The sequence below is a fragment of the Streptomyces sp. NPDC104106 genome, from assembly GCF_055584345.1.
This window is the reverse complement of sequence record NZ_JBVJMF010000002.1, coordinates 149,277-166,022: the sequence shown is the minus strand read 5'-3', so window position 1 is coordinate 166,022 and position 16,746 is coordinate 149,277. Positions and strand designations below refer to the sequence as shown.

Sequence of the window (16,746 nt, the reverse complement as noted above, 5' to 3'; positions counted from 1 at the left end):
TCGTGAGCCGGAGCGGATCCACCCGACGATACATCGGACACCGAAGCTTCAGGTGAGGGGACGACCGGGGCACCCACGGTCCGAGCCGTGGACGGCCGGGCCGCACCCGCCCGCGCCGCGACTACCCTTGCCGCATGTCTGCGCAGCCCCGTACCGATGTCTCGCTGCCCCGTACCGGCGGGGCGGAGCCGGACGCGCGTCTGCTCACCGAGGCCGTCACCCGGCTGCGGCGTGCGCTGCGCTCCTCGATCCGCACCGACTACCCGTGGGAGACCCTGCCCATGGCGCAGGTGGAGCTGCTCCAGGTGCTCGGCGAGCACTCGCCCACCCGGATCAGCGACCTCGCCGCCCGCCGCCGCCTCGCCCAGAGCACGGTCAGCGGGCTGATCGGGCAGATGATCACCGCCGGGCTGGTCACCCGCGACGTCGACGCCGCCGACCGCCGGGCCTCCCTCGTCGCCCTCACCGACGCCGGCCGCGAGAAGCTCGCCGCCTGGACCACCGCCCACGAACGCCGCATCGACGCCGCACTCGCCACCCTCGACGACAGCGCCCGCGCCGCCATCACACACGCCCTGCCCGCCCTGTTCCAACTCGCCGAGCACCTCGGCGAACCCGGTGAGCACAGGGACTCGTCGTGACCGGGGCCCTGGCGTGATCGTCCGGTTACCACGTCCAGCCGTGCCCCCCACTGTTGTGGAACAGGGCCAGGACGGCGGTGGTCACGACCAGGTACCGGGTGAGCCGGTGCTCCCGGAACAGGGCCGCCACGGCGAAGGCGAGGGCCGTGTACCAGGGCATCGACCACGGCGCCGCGAGGATCCAGGCGAAGGCGAGCACGAACGGTACGGCGACGGCGGCCGGCGCGTCCGCCGGGATACGGCGGTACAGCAGCCAGGCCAGCACGAGCATCAGCACCGGCCACAGCAGACCGGTCACGGTCGCCGTGACCCGAGGGCCGAGGAGTGCCGCGCCGACGTGGTCGAACGCGGCCCACGGAGACGGGGTGGAGACGAGGCGGGAGGCCGCGGACAGCGGGGCGAGGGCGTGCAGGCCGTAGGCGCAGTACAGGACGGCGAGGGTCAGCGCGGCCGCGCAGGCCTGCCGCGCCGCCCGTCCCCAGGCTCCCGCCCGCAGCAGCGGCCAGGCCAGCCCGGCGCCGAGCAGGGCCGCGCTGATCTTGACGCCGCAGGCCAGGCCGACCAGCGCTCCGACGAGCAGATCGTGGGGCGGGCGGGCGGCCCGGCGGGCGAGCTGGATCGCGCACACGGCCAGGCAGGCGACGAGGGTGTCCAGGTGCCCGCCCGCGACCACCACCCCGATCAGCAGCGGGTTGGCCGTCCACAGCAGGCCGGCCCGGATCGGGTCGTCGGCGGTGCGCAGCAGCAGATAGCCGGTGCCGAGGAACGCGGCCCCGTTCGCCAGCATCAGCGCCCATACCGTCAGCCACGGCCGGTCGCCGCCGACGCCGGCCGCGGCCGCCTGCCACCAGGTCGCGACCGGGCCGTACACGGACGGGGTGTGCTGCCAGGCGTCGCTCACCAGATGGGCGTAGGCGCCGCCCAGCATGGCGGGGGTCGTCTCGTACGGATCGCCGCCGAGCGCCGCGATCCGGCCGTACGCGGCGTAGCTGGCCGTGTCGGAGGAACCGACCGGGGTGAGATCGGCGACGAGGAGGACGGCGAGCGCGCCCGCGCCGAGCAGCAGACGCGGGCTGGGCCGCCAGCCCCGCGCATGGGCGTGGATCATGCCGAGCGCGCCCAGGCAGGACAGCACTATGGCCGCGGTGGTGGCCACCTCGGAGACGGTGCCGGGCATGACCGGCAGCCGGAGCCAGGGGATCGGCGCCCTGAGGGTGTTGTGGTTGGGCGCGCTCGCGCCGACCAGTCCGAACAGGGCGATGCCCGCGGCGGACGTCCACACGGCCGCGCGGGGCCGGGACCGCGCCGCGGCGGTCGGTGCCGGCGAGAAGGCTGTCCGGGTCCGGTGGGTCCATCGCGGGGCCCACTCGCTGTTGCTGGTCGTCAAGGTCGCTCTCTGGTTCGTCGGTGCGTCGGCGCGCGGCGAGGAGGGCCGTGACGATCCCTGCCCGCGAACGCGTGTCCCAACCGCTGCCGGGGGCAGCACGGCCGCCGCCGTCACGTCGTCACGGTAGGCGACGAACCGGCTGCCGGACGTCGTACGGCCGTCCGCCACCGCTCAGCGGGCCCTCGCGCGGGTCTCGCCGCTCGGGCTGCCTCCGGCCGGCGACGCCGTGACCAGCGGGCCGGCACCGTCCGGCGGACGGAGCACGGGACCGGCGGTCAGCCGACGACTCGCCGGCCGGCGTCAGCGCGGCGGCAGCGTACCCCCCGCAACGGAGGACACCGCAAAGGAGGACACCCGCGCGCCCGCCGGCTTGACGCCGAGGCGCGGCCGCCCGCCGAACCGGCCGGCACGACACTACATCCGTCACCGAACGTTTCGGACCCCGGGAGCAGGCGCACGTCGCGAGTGGTCCCCCTGTACGCCGGTTCGTGCGTCGGCCCGCGCAGACGCTATGGGCGGCCGCGGCCACGGCGGACACGTCACCGCGGGCGCCACCCATCCGGCCTGCGCGGGCGCCCCCGGGAGGGCCGCGTCGCGGTTCTCCCTCCTTCGGACGACCGCCGACGCTCCCGCCCCCCACTCGCGCCCATGCGCGTCGTGCCCCAACCGGTCAGACGCTATGGGCGGCCGCGGCCACGGCGGACACGTCACCGCGGGCGCCACCCATCCGGCCTGCGCAGGCGCCCCCGGGAGGGCCGCGTCGCGGTTCTCCCTCCTTCGGACGACCGCCGACGCTCCCGCCCCCCCACTCGCGCCCATGCGCGTCGTGCCCCGGCCTGCTGCCGGACGCCGAGCCGCCGCCCGGTTTCGAGACCCGCGTGGCGCGCACGCTGGCCGAGCAGACGGCGGCGCAGGAGAGCCCGCCGGGCACCTCCGGCCGCGCACTCGGCGACCTGCGCGGGCGGGTCCGGCGGGCCCGGCTGCGGCTCGCGGCCGTCTCCACGGCGTTCGTCGTCGCCGTCGGGCTCGCCGGCTGGGGAATCGGCACCGCCGTCGAGGGCGTCCTCGCCTCCTCCGGGCCTGCCACCGCGGCCGAACCCATGATCGTCGGGGACATGATCGCGCCGGTGCGCGGCGGCGGCACCGTCGGCGAGGTCTACGCCCACCCCGGCAGTCCGGGCTGGGTCTTCGTCTCCGTCGCTCTGAGCGGTCCGCACGCCGCGTACACCGGCACGGTCACGTGCCTCCTGGAGCACACCGACGGCACCACCGTACGCGTCGGTGACTTCCACCTGGCCGGCGGACAGGGCCAGTGGGGTGTGACCGCCCCCGGCGACCTGACGACCCTCTCGGGCGCCCGGCTGACCGCGCCCGACGGCACCGTCCTCGCCACGGCCCACCTGCGGACGGCCCACGTCGTGGAGTCGGCGGCCTGATCCGGACGGCGCGGCACCGCAGCGCTCAGGACTGCACGGCGCTCAGGACTGCACGGCGCCGGCGCTCAGCCGGTGCAGCCGGGCGTACGCGCCCTGGTCGCGCAGCAGGTCGTCGTGGGCGCCCTCTTCCACGACCCGGCCGTGGTCGAGCACCACGATCCGGGTGGCGTCGCGGACGGTCAGCAGGTTGTGGGAGATGACGAGGGTGGCCCTCCCGGCCATGACCCGGCGCAGCGGCTCCATGATCCGCCGGCCCGAGCGCGGGTCGAGACCGGTGGTCGGCTCGTCCAGCAGCAGCACGGGCGCGTCCCTGATCATCGCGCGGGCGATCGCCAGGCGCTGGCACTGCCCGCCGGACAGGGTCCGGCCGCGCTGGCCGACCAGGGTGTCGTAGCCGTCCGGGAGCCGCTCGATGAACTCGTGGGCGTCCGCCGCACGCGCCGCCGCGACGATGTCCGCCTCGCTCGCCCCCGGCCGGCCATAGGCGATGTTCTCCCGCACGGTGCCGTGCAGGACCAGCGTCTCCGCACGGTGCCGTGCAGGACCAGCGTCTCCTGGAGCACCACCGCGACGCACTGCCGTACGTCGGCCAGGCTCAGCTCGCGCAGATCGACGCCGTCGAGCCGGACCGCTCCCCGGTCGGGGTCGTAGAAGCGCAGCAGGAGCCTGGCGAGCGTCGACTTGCCGGCCCCGCTGGCCCCGACCAGCGCCAGCGTCTCGCCCGGGGCCACCCGGAACGTCACGTCCGACAGCGCCCACGAGGAGGCACCCGGGTACCGGAACCAGACACCGTCGAACGCCACCTCGCCCCGCGCCCGGCCGGTCCGCCGGGCGCCCGGGATCTCGGTGACCTGCGGGCGCTGGTCCAGCAACTCGATGATCCGCTCGGCCGAGGCGGCAGCCGTGTAGAAGGTGGTGCCCAGCCCGGACAGGCCGTGGACCGGGCCGTAGAGCTTGCCGATCAGCGCGAGGAAGACCAGCAGGCCGCCCAGCGTGAGCTGGCCCTGGCCCAGCTTCCAGGTGCCGAGCCCCATGACCGCGAGCCCGCCGCTCACCTCGATGATCTCGACGACGGGCCCGTAGACGGCCCGAATCCGCACCGCGGCCATCGCCGCCCGGAACCTGCCCGCGTTCTCCCGCTCGAACCGGTCCTGCTCCCACCCCTGCCGGTTGTACGCCTGCACCAGGGCGACGTTGCCGAGCACCTCCTCCGCGATCGCACTGAGCGAGCCGCTGCGCCGCCTGCGCTCCCGCGACGCCGACTTGAGCAGCCGCGCGAAGTGCCGGGCGGCGGCCCAGAACAGCGGCACGATGACGAGGGCGAGCAGCGTCAGGTCCCAGCGCAGATAGAACAACAGGCTCAGGAAGAAGCCCAGTTGGACGACGTAGTAGAGGACGTCCGCCACGCCCGAGAGCAGGAACGTCTCGACGGCGTCGACGTCCCCGGTGAGCCGGGACAGCACGTCCCCGAGCCGCCGGCGTTCGAAGAAGCCGAGCGACAGCCCCTGGACGTGCCGGAACACCGCGGAGCGCAGCGTGAGCAGGAAGCGCTCGCCGACCCAGGTCGACAGGACCTCGTCGGCGTACGCCACCACTCCGGAGCAGCCGATCAGCCCCAGGTAGGCCGGTGCGATCCACAGCAGCGGCCGCAGATCACGGGGGACGAGCACGCCGTCCACGACGACCTTGAACAGCCAGATCTCCGCGGCCTCGACCGCCGGACCGGCCAGACTGAAGAAGAGCGCAGGAAGCAGCCAGCGGCGGCCACCGCGCGTGTACGGCCACAGCCGCCGGAACGCCTCACGCGGCGAGACGACGGGCGCGGCCGCGACGACGCTGTCGTGACCAGAGTGAAGGCATGGTCTCGGCAACGTGCGAACAGCCCCCTGCGCCTGCGACGACACGGCCGGTAGAACGCTGTCGGCCCCCCGCAACGTGACACCAGCATGGACCCACCGGTCACCAGTAACGCGATGACAAGCAGCAACGGATCCCCCCGTTCCCCAAGCAAGTCTTCATGAGTATCGGGAAAACCACCGTCCCGACCAGTACAACTTCGGCCGAACCAATGGAACCGAAGGACGCATGGGGGCGCTGACGACGTTCACTCGTTCCTCGCGCGCCCTCCTGGACTCCGCAGGGCCCTTCCTGATCTTCGACTACGTCCTGTGCATCCTCTGGCCCATGGACCCTTTGCTGCGACGAGTACACGTTCCACCGTGGTGGGAGCAGCGGCCGGATGACCCTGGTGCGCCAACTCGCCGAGCACTGCGCGGCCTCAGGCTCTCACCAGCCCTCCCCCGTCGCCTGACCATTGCGGCGCTCGCGGCGATACTGCCAACTCCGAGGGCGCACGCGACTGGCCTTTCGGGACCGAAGGCCTTCTCGACGTGGACGACGGCCTAGGAATCGCCGGCATCCACCCAACCTGTGTGCACCGTCGCCGAGTTGGGCGCCCTGGATTGTCAGCACCGGTCGCCATCGTCGAATGCCGAACCGAGGAACACCTGGCCTCGCCCGCAGGGCACCAACCATCCCCTTCGCCGTTAAGGACTCCCCGTGACCTACGTACGCCCCCACTACCGCCGCGACGGCACCTACGCCAAAGGCCACAACCGCCGCAACCGGTCCCGCGCCGCGCAGCCCCATGCGGCGTCCCGACGTATCGCCCCGCGTCCCACTCCTGAGCCGCGGCCCCGCCGAATCTCCACTGGACCGACAGCCTATGTCCGTCCCTACTACCGTTCGGACGGTACCCGTGTACGCGGGCACCACCGGTCCATCAGCCCTCGCACCCGCGCCGTGGCGGCGGGCACGGGCGGAGGCGGTCTCCTGCTGTTCCTGTTACTGCTGGCCCTGGCCAGCGGGCCGGAAACAGGCAACAAGGCACCGTCCGGCGTGACGCCTTCGCACTCGGCGTCGTTCTCGGCGACGCACCACCCGTAGATCACGGCCCACACGGTCGGGCCCCTACCGCCCACGGCCGTGTCATGAAGTCAGCCTTCGCGGTGAAGCCGCAGAACGCAAACGCCGCGAGAGCAGCAAGCCCGCGAGGAGCAGCAGCGGCGCTGGGAAGCCGCCATGCACGAAGCCCGCGCCGCATACACCCACGCCTACCGCGTCAAACACCTCGAAGAACAGGCAGACGCCTGGTATCAGGCCAAGCGCGTGACCGAATACGTCACAGCAGTACGCGACCACGCCACATCACTGCCGCCCGGGCAGGAAAGAGCCGAGATCGGGCCACAACCCCACGGATTTTCACCAAGAGACAGTGAGGAAGCAATCCCGACAGGCCACACCCGACGCATCGTCGCCTGCGTAAACTGCTGCCTGACGCACCATCAGAATGTGCGTCACACGTGCGTCACATGCGTCGAATATGCGTCAAGATGTCGCCCGTAACGCCCACAGCGCACGTCCTGCACACTCGACGAAACAGCAGGTCAGCGTCCCTTCTCAACGGGCTCCAGAATCGCCACGCACTCCACATGATGCGTCATCGGAAACAGATCGAACGCCCGCAGCGTCCGCACCCGGTATCCGCCGTCCCGGAAGTACGCCAGGTCGCGGGCCAGGGCGGCCGGGTCGCAGGCGACGTAGGCGATACGGCGGGCGCCGAGGGAGGTGAGGTGGGAGACCGTGGTCCGGCCCGCACCGGCGCGGGGCGGGTCGAGGACGATGAGGTCGACCTCGGTGATGCCCGTGCGCGGGAGGACGGACTCGACCTTGCCCTGTTCGATGCGGACCCGGGGGAAGTCGCCGAGGTTGTGGCGCGCGTCCTCGACCGCTCGTTTGCCGGACTCGATCCCGAGCACCGCGCCCTTCTCGCCGAGGCGGTCGGCCAGCGCGCCCGCGAACAGGCCCACTCCGCAGTAGAGGTCCAGCGCCATCTCGCCCTTGCGCGGGAGGAGGCCCTGCATGACCGCCGTCACCAGGGTGTCCGCCGCCTTCGGGTGGACCTGCCAGAAGCCGCCGTTGCCGACGCGGTACGTGCGTCCGTCCGCGCGTTCACGGACGAAGGGGCGGCCGTGGACGCGGTGCACGCCGCCGGACTTCTCGTCCACCCGGAGGACCGAGACCGGCTTGTCCAGTTCGACGAGGGGAAGGCGGGCGCCGGGGCGCGGGGTCAGGATGACCTGGCGGTCCTGGGAGCCCGTCGCCGCGATCGCCTCCACCGACTCCATGCCGGTCCAGTCGCGGCGCTCGATGCCCAGCTCGGACACCCCGGTCGCCGCGATCATGCAGTGGTCGACGGGCTCCACCTCGTGGGAGCGATGGCGGCGCAGGCCCGCCTCGCCCGTGGTGGGGTCCACGGCGTACTGGACGCGCGTGCGCCACTGCGGGACCTCGCCCGCGGGCAGCTTGTCGCCCTCCGCCGGCATCACCGTGCCGTCCCAGCCGGCCTCCTCGGGGGTGAGGCCCGCGAGCCGTGCCAGCTGCTCGGCGATCACCTCGCCCTTCAGCCGGCGCTGGGCGCCGGGCTTGGCGTGCTGCCAGTCGCAGCCGCCGCAGCGACCGGGCCCCGCGAAGGGGCAGGGGGCCTCGACGCGGTCCTTGGACGCCGACAGCACCTTCACCGCGTCGGCGCGCAGGAAGCGCGCGCCCTCCTCGCCCTCCGTGACGCGGACCACCACCCGCTCGCCCGGGAGCGCGTGCCGGACGAACAGCACCTGCCCCTCGGCGGTACGGGCGATGCAGTGGCCGCCGTGGGCGACGGGGCCGATCTCGACCTCGTACTCCTCCCCGACCAGCGACTTCTTCGGTTCTGCCTGCATGGCGGGGTGACTCCAGATCGGGAACGGAAAACGGCCGGACAACAGCCCACCAGTCTACGTGGCCGCTGTCCGGCCGTTCACCACAGGCCGAGGCCCCGCCCCAAGCGGCAGCTCAGTCCTTGGCGGCAGGCTGCTGCTTCGGACGGTCGCCCGCCGGGCCGCGGCGCACCGCGCCCGGCGCGCTCCACTCCTGGCGCTTGCGCGCCCGCGCCTTGGCCGCCTCGGAGGACGCCAGCTGGTAGGGGACGGAGGTGACCATCACGCCGGGTGTGAACAGCAGACGGCCCTTCAGGCGCAGGGCACTCTGGTTGTGCAGCAGGTGCTCGTACCAGTGGCCGACCACGTACTCGGGGATGATCACCGACACCGCGTCCCGCGGCGACTCGGCGCGCAGGCTCTTCACGTACTCGATCACCGGGCGCGTGACCTCCCGGTACGGCGAGTCCAGGACCTTCAGCGGTACGTCGATGCCGCGCCGCTCCCACTCCTCGCGCAGCGCCTTGGTCTCCGTGGCGTCGACGTTGACCGTGAGCGCCTCCAGGGTGTCCGAGCGCATCAGCCTGGCGTAGGCGAGGGCGCGCAGCGTCGGGCGGTGGATCTTCGAGATCAGCACCACCGAGTGCACCCGCGAGGGGCGGACCAGGTCGTCGGAGGCGGCGGGTTCCTCGGGGGCGGCGATCTCCTCGGCGACGCGGTCGTAGTGCTTCCGGATCGCGGTCATCGTCGCGTAGAAGATGCACATGCCCATCAGGGCCACCCAGGCGCCGTGCGTGAACTTGGTGACCAGGACGACGACGAGCACCAGACCGGTGAAGAAGGCACCGAAGGCGTTGATCGCGCGGGAGCGCATCATGTGGCGGCGCTTGGCCTGGTCCTTCTCGACCGCGAGGTGGCGGTTCCAGTGCCGGACCATGCCGGTCTGGCTGAGCGTGAAGGACACGAACACACCGACGATGTACAGCTGGATGAGCCGCGTGGAGTCCGCACCGTAGATGATCGTCAGCAGGCTCGCCGCGCCGGCGAGCAGCACGATGCCGTTGGAGAAGGCGAGGCGGTCGCCGCGGGTGTGCAGCTGGCGCGGGAGGTAGCGGTCCTGGGCGAGGATCGAGCCGAGCAGCGGGAAGCCGTTGTACGCCGTGTTCGCCGCGAGGAAGAGGACCAGCGCGGTGGCCGCCGCCAGCAGCACGAAGAAGAAGCTGCCCTTGCCGAAGACGGCCTCGGCGACCTGGGAGATCACCGGGTTCTGGACGTACCCGGAGCCGATCGGACGGCCGTTGTGGATGAGGTCGGTCGCCGGGTTCTCGGCCATGCGGACCTTGGTCGTCATGGCGAGGGCGATGATGCCGCAGAACATGGTGACGGCCAGCAGGCCCATCATCGCGAGTGTCGTCGCGGCGTTCTTCGACTTGGGCTTGCGGAAGGCCGGGACGCCGTTGGAGATCGCCTCGACACCGGTGAGCGCGGCGCAGCCGGAGGAGAAGGCGCGCAGCAGCAGGAAGACGAGGGCGAAGCCGGCGAGGCCCTGGTGTTCGGCCCTGATGTGGTAGGCGGCCGTGGGGGCGCGCATGGTGTCGCCGAGGAGCAGGCCGCGGACGGCACCCCAGGCGATCATGACGAAGACGCCGCCGACGAAGACGTACGTCGGGATCGCGAAGAGCTTGCCGGACTCCTTCACGCCGCGCAGGTTCATCAACGTCAGCAGCACGATCACGGCGAGCGCGCACAGCACCTTGTGCTGGACGACGAACGGGACCGCGGAGCCGAGGTTCTCGATGCCGGAGGCGATGGAGACGGCGACGGTGAGGACGTAGTCGACCAGCAGGGCGCTGGCGACCGTGAGGCCCGCCTTGGGCCCCAGGTTGGTGGTGGCGACCTCGTAGTCGCCGCCACCGCTGGGGTAGGCGTGCACGTTCTGCCGGTACGAGGCGACCACGGTGAACATCAGCACGATGACCGCGAGGGCGATCCAGGGGCTGAAGTGGTAGGCCGACACACCCGCGATGGACAGGACCAGCAGGACCTCCCCCGGCGCGTAGGCGACGGAGGAGAGCGGGTCGGAGGCGAAGACGGGGAGTGCGATGCGCTTGGGCAGGAGCGTTTCGCCCAGCCGGTCACTGCGCAGTGCGCGCCCGATCAGGATCCGTTTGGGCACGTCGGTCAGTTTGGACACGACAGAGGATCGTAAGGGTTCGAACTGGCAGCCGCCCACCCGGCGGCACGGATCTGCCTCACGAGTGAAATCACAGGCGCGCGGCACTGCGGATTCCGTGGTCCGCGCGCTCCCCGTGCCTAGATGGCAAACCCCGCCTGTCATCGCACTTCGGAGGTTCCATGCCCGCCCCCGCGGAGCTGATCGGGGCGACACTCGCCCTCTTCGGCGTCGGAATCCTGACCCTGTGCAGCGTGCGCAGCATCACTCGCCGGCGCCCCGGCCCGGTGATCGCCGACGCCGAGCACTGACCCGGCTCTCACGCATGATCGCGGACGGTGATCACGGCGAACCCCCGCACGGGGGTGCCGACGCCACGACGCCGCTGTGTAGCTTTGGGCGTCGGTCTGAGACCCTGAAGCCGAGCAGTGAATTTTGAACACCGGAAGGACGGTCGTGCACATCGTCATCATGGGCTGCGGAAGAGTGGGTTCCGCTCTCGCCCAGACCCTGGAGCAACAGGGCCACACGGTCGCCGTGATCGACCAGGACCCCACCGCCTTCCGCCGGCTCGGCCCCGGCTTCGGCGGCCGCCGGGTCACCGGTGTGGGCTTCGACCAGGACACCCTGCGCGAGGCGGGCATCGAGGAGGCCGGCGCCTTCGCCGCCGTCTCCAGCGGTGACAACTCCAACATCATCTCCGCGCGCGTGGCCCGCGAGATGTTCGGCGTGGAGAACGTGGCGGCCCGGATCTACGACCCCCGCCGCGCCGAGGTCTACCAGCGCCTGGGCATCCCCACCGTGGCGACGGTCCGCTGGACCGCCGACCAGATGCTGCGCCGGCTGCTGCCGTCGGGCGCGGAGCCGCTGTGGCGTGACCCCACCGGCGGGGTACAGCTCGCCGAGGTGCACGCGTCCGCGAAGTGGGTCGGCCACAAGATCAGCAAGCTGCAGGAGGAGACGGGCGTCCGCGTGGCGTTCGTGACCCGCCTGGGCGAGGCGATCCTGCCGACCTCGCAGACGGTGCTGCAGGAGGGCGACCTCGTGCACGTGATGATGCGGACGGACGACGTGGACAAGGTCGAGGCGGCGTTCGCCCAGGGCCCGGAAGAGGAGGGCGGTCACTGATGAGGGTCGCCATTGCCGGAGCCGGCGCCGTCGGCCGCTCGATCGCGGGCGAGCTGCTGGAGAACGGCCACGAGGTCCTGCTCGTCGACAAGGCCCCGACCGCCATCTCGGTGGAGCGGGTGCCGCAGGCGGAGTGGCTGCTGGCCGACGCCTGCGAGATCACGTCCCTGGACGAGGCGGCGCTGCAGCGCTGCAACGTCGTCATCGCCGCGACCGGCGACGACAAGGTCAACCTGGTCGTCTCGCTGCTCGCCAAGACGGAGTACGGCGTCCCGCGGGTCGTCGCCCGGGTCAACAACCCCAAGAACGAGTGGCTGTTCAACGAGGCCTGGGGCGTGGACGTCGCCGTCTCCACCCCGCGCCTGATGTCCGCCCTGGTCGAGGAGGCGGTGAGCGTCGGCGACCTGGTCCGGCTGCTGCGCTTCAGCCACGGCGACGCCAACCTCGTCGAGCTGACGCTGCCCGAGGAGTCGGCCCTGGCCGGCACGCAGGTCGGCGACGTCCGGTGGCCGGAGGACACGTCCCTGGTCACGATCATCCGCGGCACGCGCGTGCTGACCCCGTCCCCGGAGGACTCCCTGGAGCCGGGCGACGAACTGCTCTTCGTGGCCGCGCAGGCCCGTGAGGAGCAGCTGGAGGAACTGCTGTCGGTGCGGCGCGAAGAGGGCTGAGCCGACGCGAGGAAGGGCGCCCTTGCCGCGAGGGGCGCCCTTCCTTTCGTCGTATGAGGGCTGTCTACGCCCCTCGGCGGTGCCGTCCGCCCGCCTGTTCGCCGCTCTCGGGGGCCGATGCCGCGGCCTTCCTCGCCTCGGCCGCCTTCTCCTCCGCCTCCATCTCCGCGAAAACGTCGATCGGGGCGGGCGCCTTCATCAGGAAGACCCAGGTGAGCCAGACCGCCAGGAGGAACGGCGGGATCTTCAGGGCGACCAGGACCCAGCCGAGCTTGGTGGTGTCGGACCACCAGTACAGCGGGAAGAGGATCGCGCACTTGGCGAGCAGGATCAGACCCCAGGCCCAACTGGCCTTCGCGTAGGCCTTCTTGCGGCCGGGGTTGCGGGTGCGCCAGGAGAGGTTCTCCTTGAAGATCGGGCCGAGGATCACGCCGATCAGCGGCACGCCCGCGAGGGTGGTGACGATGTACGCCAGTGCCAGGCCCAGCGTGTAGAGCATGCCGGGGAGGTAGAAGTCCTTGGCGTTGCCGGTGAACATCGCGAAGACGACGCCGAACGCCACGCCGAAGACGCCGCTGAAGGCGTGCTTGACGGTGTCCCTCATGGCGAGCCGGACCACGACCAGGACCAGGGAGACGACCAGCGCGGCGATCGCCGACACGTGCAGGTTCTTGTAGACCGTGAAGATCGCGACGAAGAGGAGGCCCGGCACGACCGTCTCGATCATGCCGCGGACTCCGCCGAACGCCTCGAACAACGCGGCCTCGGTCACCGCCCTCGCATCGTCGGTCTGCTCCTGACCGGCGTCTTCGGTCGGCTTGTCGAGGGACGTCACCGGCTACTCCCGTCCGAGGGGTCGCAGTTCGTATTTCGGGTTGAACAGCACGCGGCGGCCCCGGCTCAGCGAGATCCGGCCCGACGCGATCAGCTTGCGCCCCGGTTCTATGCCCACGATGGAGCGCCTGCCGAGCCACACCACGTCCAGCGCCGCGGAGCCGTCGAACAGCTCGGCCTCCAGGGCCGGGACTCCGGCGCGCGGACGCAGGGTGACCGTGCGCAAGGTACCAGTTACGGTGACGATCTGCCGGTCCTGGCAGTCGCCGATCCGGGTGCAGCCCGTGGTCTCGGCGTCTTCCCGCAGTTCCTCGGACTCCAGGTCCTCCTGCGAGGAGGAGAGCCGGTCGAGCATGCGCCGGAACCGGCCGGCCGGCTTTTCGGAACGAGGAACAGCGCTCATACCTGAAGCGTACCGGGGCCCGCCGACACCGCCGTAGCCACGCTCACAGCGGCTCCCGCCCGGCCGCCCCTCACCTCTCGAAGCGGTACCCCATCCCCGGCTCGGTGATGAAGTGCTCCGGGTGGGAGGGGTCCGTCTCCAGCTTGCGGCGCAGCTGGGCCATGTACACGCGCAGGTAGTTGGTCTCCGTGCCGTACGACGGGCCCCACACCTCCTGCAGCAGCTGCTTCTGGCTGACCAGGCGCCCGGTGTTGCGGACCAGCACCTCCAGCAGATGCCACTCGGTCGGGGTGAGCCGGACGTCCTTGCCCGCGCGGTTGACCTTCTTGGCGGCCAGGTCGACGGTGAAGCCCTCGGTCTCCACCGTCGTCAGGTCGTCCTCACCGGGGCCGACCGGTTCGGCCCGGCGCACGGCGGCCCGCAGCCGGGCCAGCAGTTCGTCCATGCCGAAGGGCTTGGTGACGTAGTCGTCGGCGCCGGCGTCCAGCGCCTCGACCTTCTCGTCGGAGGAGTGGCGGGCGGACAGCACCAGCACGGGCACGCGGGTCCAGCCGCGCAGGCCCTTGATCACCTCGACGCCGTCCATGTCGGGCAGGCCCAGGTCGAGCACGATGACGTCGGGGTGGCGGGAGGCGGCGAGTTCGAGGGCGGTGCGGCCGTCGTGGGCCGCGTCCACCTCGTACTTGCGTGCCTTGAGGTTGATCACGAGGGCGCGCACGATCTGCGGCTCGTCGTCGACCACGAGCACCCGGGTCGTCATAGGGTCTGCCTTTCTGGTTCTGCGATGCCCGGGCCCACGTCCAGGGGCTCGGGAGCCGATCCTGCCGCCCGCAGGCTGAGGACCATGGTCAGTCCGCCGCCCGGGGTGTCCTCGGCGTTGAGGGTGCCGCCCATGGCCTCGGCGAAGCCCCGGGCGACGGCGAGACCGAGCCCGACCCCGGCTCCGCGCGGGGCGTCACCGTAGCGCTGGAAGGGCTCGAATATCCGGTCCTTGGCCTCGTCCGGCACGCCGGGCCCGCGGTCCACGACACGCACCTCGACCCGGTCGGCGATGGCGCTGGCGGACACCAGCACGCGCCGTCCGCGCGGGCCGTACTTGACGGCGTTCTCCACCAGGTTGGCCACGGACCGCTCCAGCAGTCCGGGATCGACCGCGACCATGGGCAGCGTCTCCGGTACGTCCAGCTCGACGCTGTCCTCGGGGACACCGACCAGGGCCATGGGGACCACCTCGTCCACGTCGATCTCACGGATGATCGGCGTGACCGTGCCGGTCTGCAGGCGCGACATGTCGAGGAGGTTGCCGACCAGGTGGTCGAGGCGGTCGGCGCCCTCCTCGATGCCCTCCAGCAGCTCCGCCCGGTCCTCGTCGGACCAGGCCACGTCGTCGGAGCGCAGACTCGACACCGCCGCCTTGATGCCGGCCAGCGGGGTCCGCAGGTCGTGGCTGACGGCGGCCAGCAGCGCGGTGCGGATGCGGTTGCCCTCGGCGAGCGCGCGGGCCTGGTCTGCCTCCTCCTGCAGGCGCCGGCGGTCCAGCGCCACGGCGGCCTGCGCGGCGAAGGCGGCGAGCACCCGGCGGTCCTCGGCGGGCAGCACCCGGCCGGTGAGGGCGAGCGCCATGTTGTCGCCGACGGGCATGTCGACGTCGGCGTCCTCGGGCCGCTGCAGCGGGCGCCCGAATCCGGCGCGGCCGGCGCAGGTCCACGGCTCGACGTCGCCGGCCCGCTCCAGCAGCGCGGCGGACTCCATCGCGAAGGTCTCGCGGACCCGCTCCAGCAGCTCCTCCAGGCTGGTCTCCCCGCGCAGCACGTTCCCGGCGAGGAAGGACAGGATCTCCGACTCGGCGCGCAGCCGGGCCGCCTGGTGGGTGCGCCGGGCCGCGAGGTCCACCACCGAGGCCACCGACACCGCGACGCACAGGAAGATCGCTATGGCGACGATGTTCTTCGGGTCGGCGATGGTCCACTTGTGCAGCGGCGGTGTGTAGAAGTAGTTCAGGAGCAGGGAGCCGAAGGCCACCGAGGACAGCGCGGGCAGCAGGCCGCCGACCAGGGCCGCGGCGACCGTGACGCCCAGGAACAGCAGCATGTCGTTGGCGAGGCCGACGTCGACGGTGTTGAGCAGCAGCGCGAGCGCGGCCGGGCCGCCCAGTCCGACCAGCCAGCCCCAGACGATCCGGGCCCGTCCGAGCCGGGCGCCGCGGGCGACAGGCAGCCCGCGGCCCTTGGCGACCTCCTCGTGGGTGACGATGTGGACGTCGAGGTCGGGACCGGAGTCGCGGGCGACCGTGGCACCGACACCGGGCCCGAAGACGTACTGCCAGGCCTTGCGGCGCGAGGAGCCCAGCACGATCTGGGTGGCGTTGACACCGCGCGCGAAGTCGAGCAGGGCGGCCGGTATGTCGTCGCCGATCACATGGTGGAAGGTGCCGCCCAGGTCCTCCACGAGGGTGCGCTGGAGGGCCAGTTCCTTCGGGGAGCCCGAGGTCAGACCGTCACTGCGGGCTATGTAGACGGCGAGCACCTCACCGCCGGCGCCCTTCTCGGCGAGCCGGGCGGCACGCCGGATCAGCGTGCGCCCCTCCGGACCGCCGGTCAGGCCGACCACGATCCGCTCGCGCGAGCCCCAGATCCTGGAGACCCGGTGCTCGCTGCGGTAGGCGTTCAGGTACTCGTCGACCCGGTCGGCCACCCACAGCAGCGCCAGCTCGCGCAGCGCGGTGAGGTTGCCGGGGCGGAAGTAGTTGGACAGGGCCGCGTCGACCTTGTCGGGCTGGTAGATGTTCCCGTGCGCCATCCGGCGGCGCAGCGCCTCCGGCGACATGTCGACCAGCTCGATCTGGTCCGCCCGCCGTACCACCTCGTCCGGGACGGTCTCGCGCTGGCGGACCCCCGTGATCGACTCCACGACGTCGCCGAGTGATTCGAGGTGCTGGATGTTGACGGTCGAGACGACGTCGGTCCCGGCGGCGAGCAGTTCCTCGACGTCCTGCCAGCGCTTGGCGTTGCGCGAGCCCGGAACATTGGTGTGCGCGAGTTCGTCCACCAGGGCGACCGCGGGCGCCCGGCGCAGCACGGCGTCGACGTCCATCTCGCCGAAGACGGCGTCGCGGTACTCCAGCCGCTTGCGCGGGATCTGCTCCAGGCCGTGCAGCATCACCTCGGTGCGCGGCCGGCCGTGGTGCTCCACGAAGGCCACGACACAGTCGGTGCCCCGCTCCACACGACGATGCGCCTCGGAGAGCATGGCGTAGGTCTTGCCCACTCCCGGTGCCGCGCCGAGGTAGATCCGAAGTTTGCCGCGTGCCATGGCCCCA

General features: G+C 71.9%; 13 protein-coding genes and 2 pseudogenes. 5 read left to right on the top strand and 10 right to left on the bottom strand.

From position 1 onward, the window contains the following. Window positions 1-134: 134 nt before the first annotated feature. The gene (locus tag ACZ60X_RS04735; protein WP_469593288.1) at window positions 135-641 is read left to right on the top strand and encodes a MarR family winged helix-turn-helix transcriptional regulator; all 507 of its coding nucleotides are present in this window, start codon (window positions 135-137) and stop codon (window positions 639-641) included. Between the two features lie 25 nt (window positions 642-666). Here the strand turns inward: ACZ60X_RS04735 and ACZ60X_RS04730 are convergent, their stop codons facing one another. Then, a complete protein-coding gene (locus tag ACZ60X_RS04730) occupies window positions 667-2,028 on the bottom strand; it encodes an MptA/MptB family glycosyltransferase (RefSeq protein ID WP_469593286.1) in 1,362 nt (453 codons plus the stop codon). An 878-nt stretch (window positions 2,029-2,906) separates the two neighbouring features. On the opposite strand from ACZ60X_RS04730, the gene ACZ60X_RS04725 reads away from it, so the two are divergent. Beyond that, window positions 2,907-3,464, top strand: coding sequence for a hypothetical protein (locus tag ACZ60X_RS04725; protein WP_469593285.1), 558 nt, complete (start codon window positions 2,907-2,909; stop codon window positions 3,462-3,464). A gap of 42 nt (window positions 3,465-3,506) precedes the next feature. On the opposite strand, the gene ACZ60X_RS04720 is transcribed toward ACZ60X_RS04725, so the two are convergent. The 5 genes and pseudogenes from ACZ60X_RS04720 to ACZ60X_RS04700 form a co-directional block, all read right to left on the bottom strand. After that, complete coding sequence (locus ACZ60X_RS04720) at window positions 3,507-3,782, bottom strand: hypothetical protein (protein ID WP_469594438.1); 276 nt, start codon at window positions 3,780-3,782, stop codon at window positions 3,507-3,509. 15 nt (window positions 3,783-3,797) lie between these two features. Beyond that, window positions 3,798-3,965 (bottom strand): annotated as a pseudogene (locus ACZ60X_RS04715) (hypothetical protein); the annotation flags it as partial. A gap of 95 nt (window positions 3,966-4,060) precedes the next feature. After that, window positions 4,061-5,368, bottom strand: a pseudogene (locus tag ACZ60X_RS04710) (ABC transporter ATP-binding protein); the annotation flags it as partial. A 1,542-nt stretch (window positions 5,369-6,910) separates the two neighbouring features. Next, window positions 6,911-8,242 (bottom strand): class I SAM-dependent RNA methyltransferase, encoded by a 1,332-nt coding sequence (locus ACZ60X_RS04705; RefSeq protein ID WP_469593284.1) that lies wholly within the window; start codon window positions 8,240-8,242, stop codon window positions 6,911-6,913. A gap of 112 nt (window positions 8,243-8,354) precedes the next feature. After that, window positions 8,355-10,412, bottom strand: coding sequence for an APC family permease (locus ACZ60X_RS04700; protein WP_469593283.1), 2,058 nt, complete (start codon window positions 10,410-10,412; stop codon window positions 8,355-8,357). A 161-nt stretch (window positions 10,413-10,573) separates the two neighbouring features. Between ACZ60X_RS04700 and ACZ60X_RS04695 the strand changes: the two genes are divergently transcribed. From ACZ60X_RS04695 to ACZ60X_RS04685, 3 genes are all read left to right on the top strand, one after another. After that, the gene (locus tag ACZ60X_RS04695; RefSeq protein WP_469593282.1) at window positions 10,574-10,702 is read left to right on the top strand and encodes a hypothetical protein; all 129 of its coding nucleotides are present in this window, start codon (window positions 10,574-10,576) and stop codon (window positions 10,700-10,702) included. Between the two features lie 145 nt (window positions 10,703-10,847). Further along, window positions 10,848-11,519 (top strand): potassium channel family protein, encoded by a 672-nt coding sequence (locus ACZ60X_RS04690; protein WP_469593281.1) that lies wholly within the window; start codon window positions 10,848-10,850, stop codon window positions 11,517-11,519. Next, window positions 11,519-12,190: a potassium channel family protein gene (locus tag ACZ60X_RS04685; RefSeq protein ID WP_469593279.1), complete on the top strand. Its 672-nt coding sequence runs from the start codon at window positions 11,519-11,521 to the stop codon at window positions 12,188-12,190. Before ACZ60X_RS04690 ends, ACZ60X_RS04685 begins: the two co-directional genes overlap by 1 nt. A gap of 64 nt (window positions 12,191-12,254) precedes the next feature. Here the strand turns inward: ACZ60X_RS04685 and ACZ60X_RS04680 are convergent, their stop codons facing one another. From ACZ60X_RS04680 to ACZ60X_RS04665, 4 genes are all read right to left on the bottom strand, one after another. Further along, complete coding sequence (locus ACZ60X_RS04680; protein WP_469593277.1) at window positions 12,255-13,025, bottom strand: DUF3159 domain-containing protein; 771 nt, start codon at window positions 13,023-13,025, stop codon at window positions 12,255-12,257. Window positions 13,026-13,028: 3 nt separating this feature from the next. Beyond that, window positions 13,029-13,427 carry an OB-fold nucleic acid binding domain-containing protein gene (locus ACZ60X_RS04675; RefSeq protein ID WP_469593275.1) on the bottom strand — a complete coding sequence of 133 codons (399 nt, stop codon included), beginning with the start codon at window positions 13,425-13,427 and terminating at the stop codon, window positions 13,029-13,031. A gap of 70 nt (window positions 13,428-13,497) precedes the next feature. Beyond that, entirely contained in the window at window positions 13,498-14,187 is a 690-nt protein-coding gene (locus ACZ60X_RS04670) for a response regulator (protein WP_469593273.1), read from the bottom strand. Further along, entirely contained in the window at window positions 14,184-16,739 is a 2,556-nt protein-coding gene (locus ACZ60X_RS04665; protein WP_469593271.1) for an ATP-binding protein, read from the bottom strand. The genes ACZ60X_RS04670 and ACZ60X_RS04665 overlap by 4 nt, the downstream gene beginning before the upstream one ends. Window positions 16,740-16,746: the final 7 nt, after the last annotated feature.

Coding starts and splice junctions, on each gene's coding strand:
- ACZ60X_RS04670 (WP_469593273.1), bottom strand. CDS start 14,187: ATGACGACCCGGGTGCTCGTGGTCGACGACGAGCCGCAGATCGTGCGC.
- ACZ60X_RS04665 (WP_469593271.1), bottom strand. CDS start 16,739: ATGGCACGCGGCAAACTTCGGATCTACCTCGGCGCGGCACCGGGAGTG.
- ACZ60X_RS04675 (WP_469593275.1), bottom strand. CDS start 13,427: ATGAGCGCTGTTCCTCGTTCCGAAAAGCCGGCCGGCCGGTTCCGGCGC.
- ACZ60X_RS04735 (WP_469593288.1), top strand. CDS start 135: ATGTCTGCGCAGCCCCGTACCGATGTCTCGCTGCCCCGTACCGGCGGG.
- ACZ60X_RS04685 (WP_469593279.1), top strand. CDS start 11,519: ATGAGGGTCGCCATTGCCGGAGCCGGCGCCGTCGGCCGCTCGATCGCG.
- ACZ60X_RS04720 (WP_469594438.1), bottom strand. CDS start 3,782: ATGATCAGGGACGCGCCCGTGCTGCTGCTGGACGAGCCGACCACCGGT.
- ACZ60X_RS04705 (WP_469593284.1), bottom strand. CDS start 8,242: ATGCAGGCAGAACCGAAGAAGTCGCTGGTCGGGGAGGAGTACGAGGTC.
- ACZ60X_RS04695 (WP_469593282.1), top strand. CDS start 10,574: ATGCCCGCCCCCGCGGAGCTGATCGGGGCGACACTCGCCCTCTTCGGC.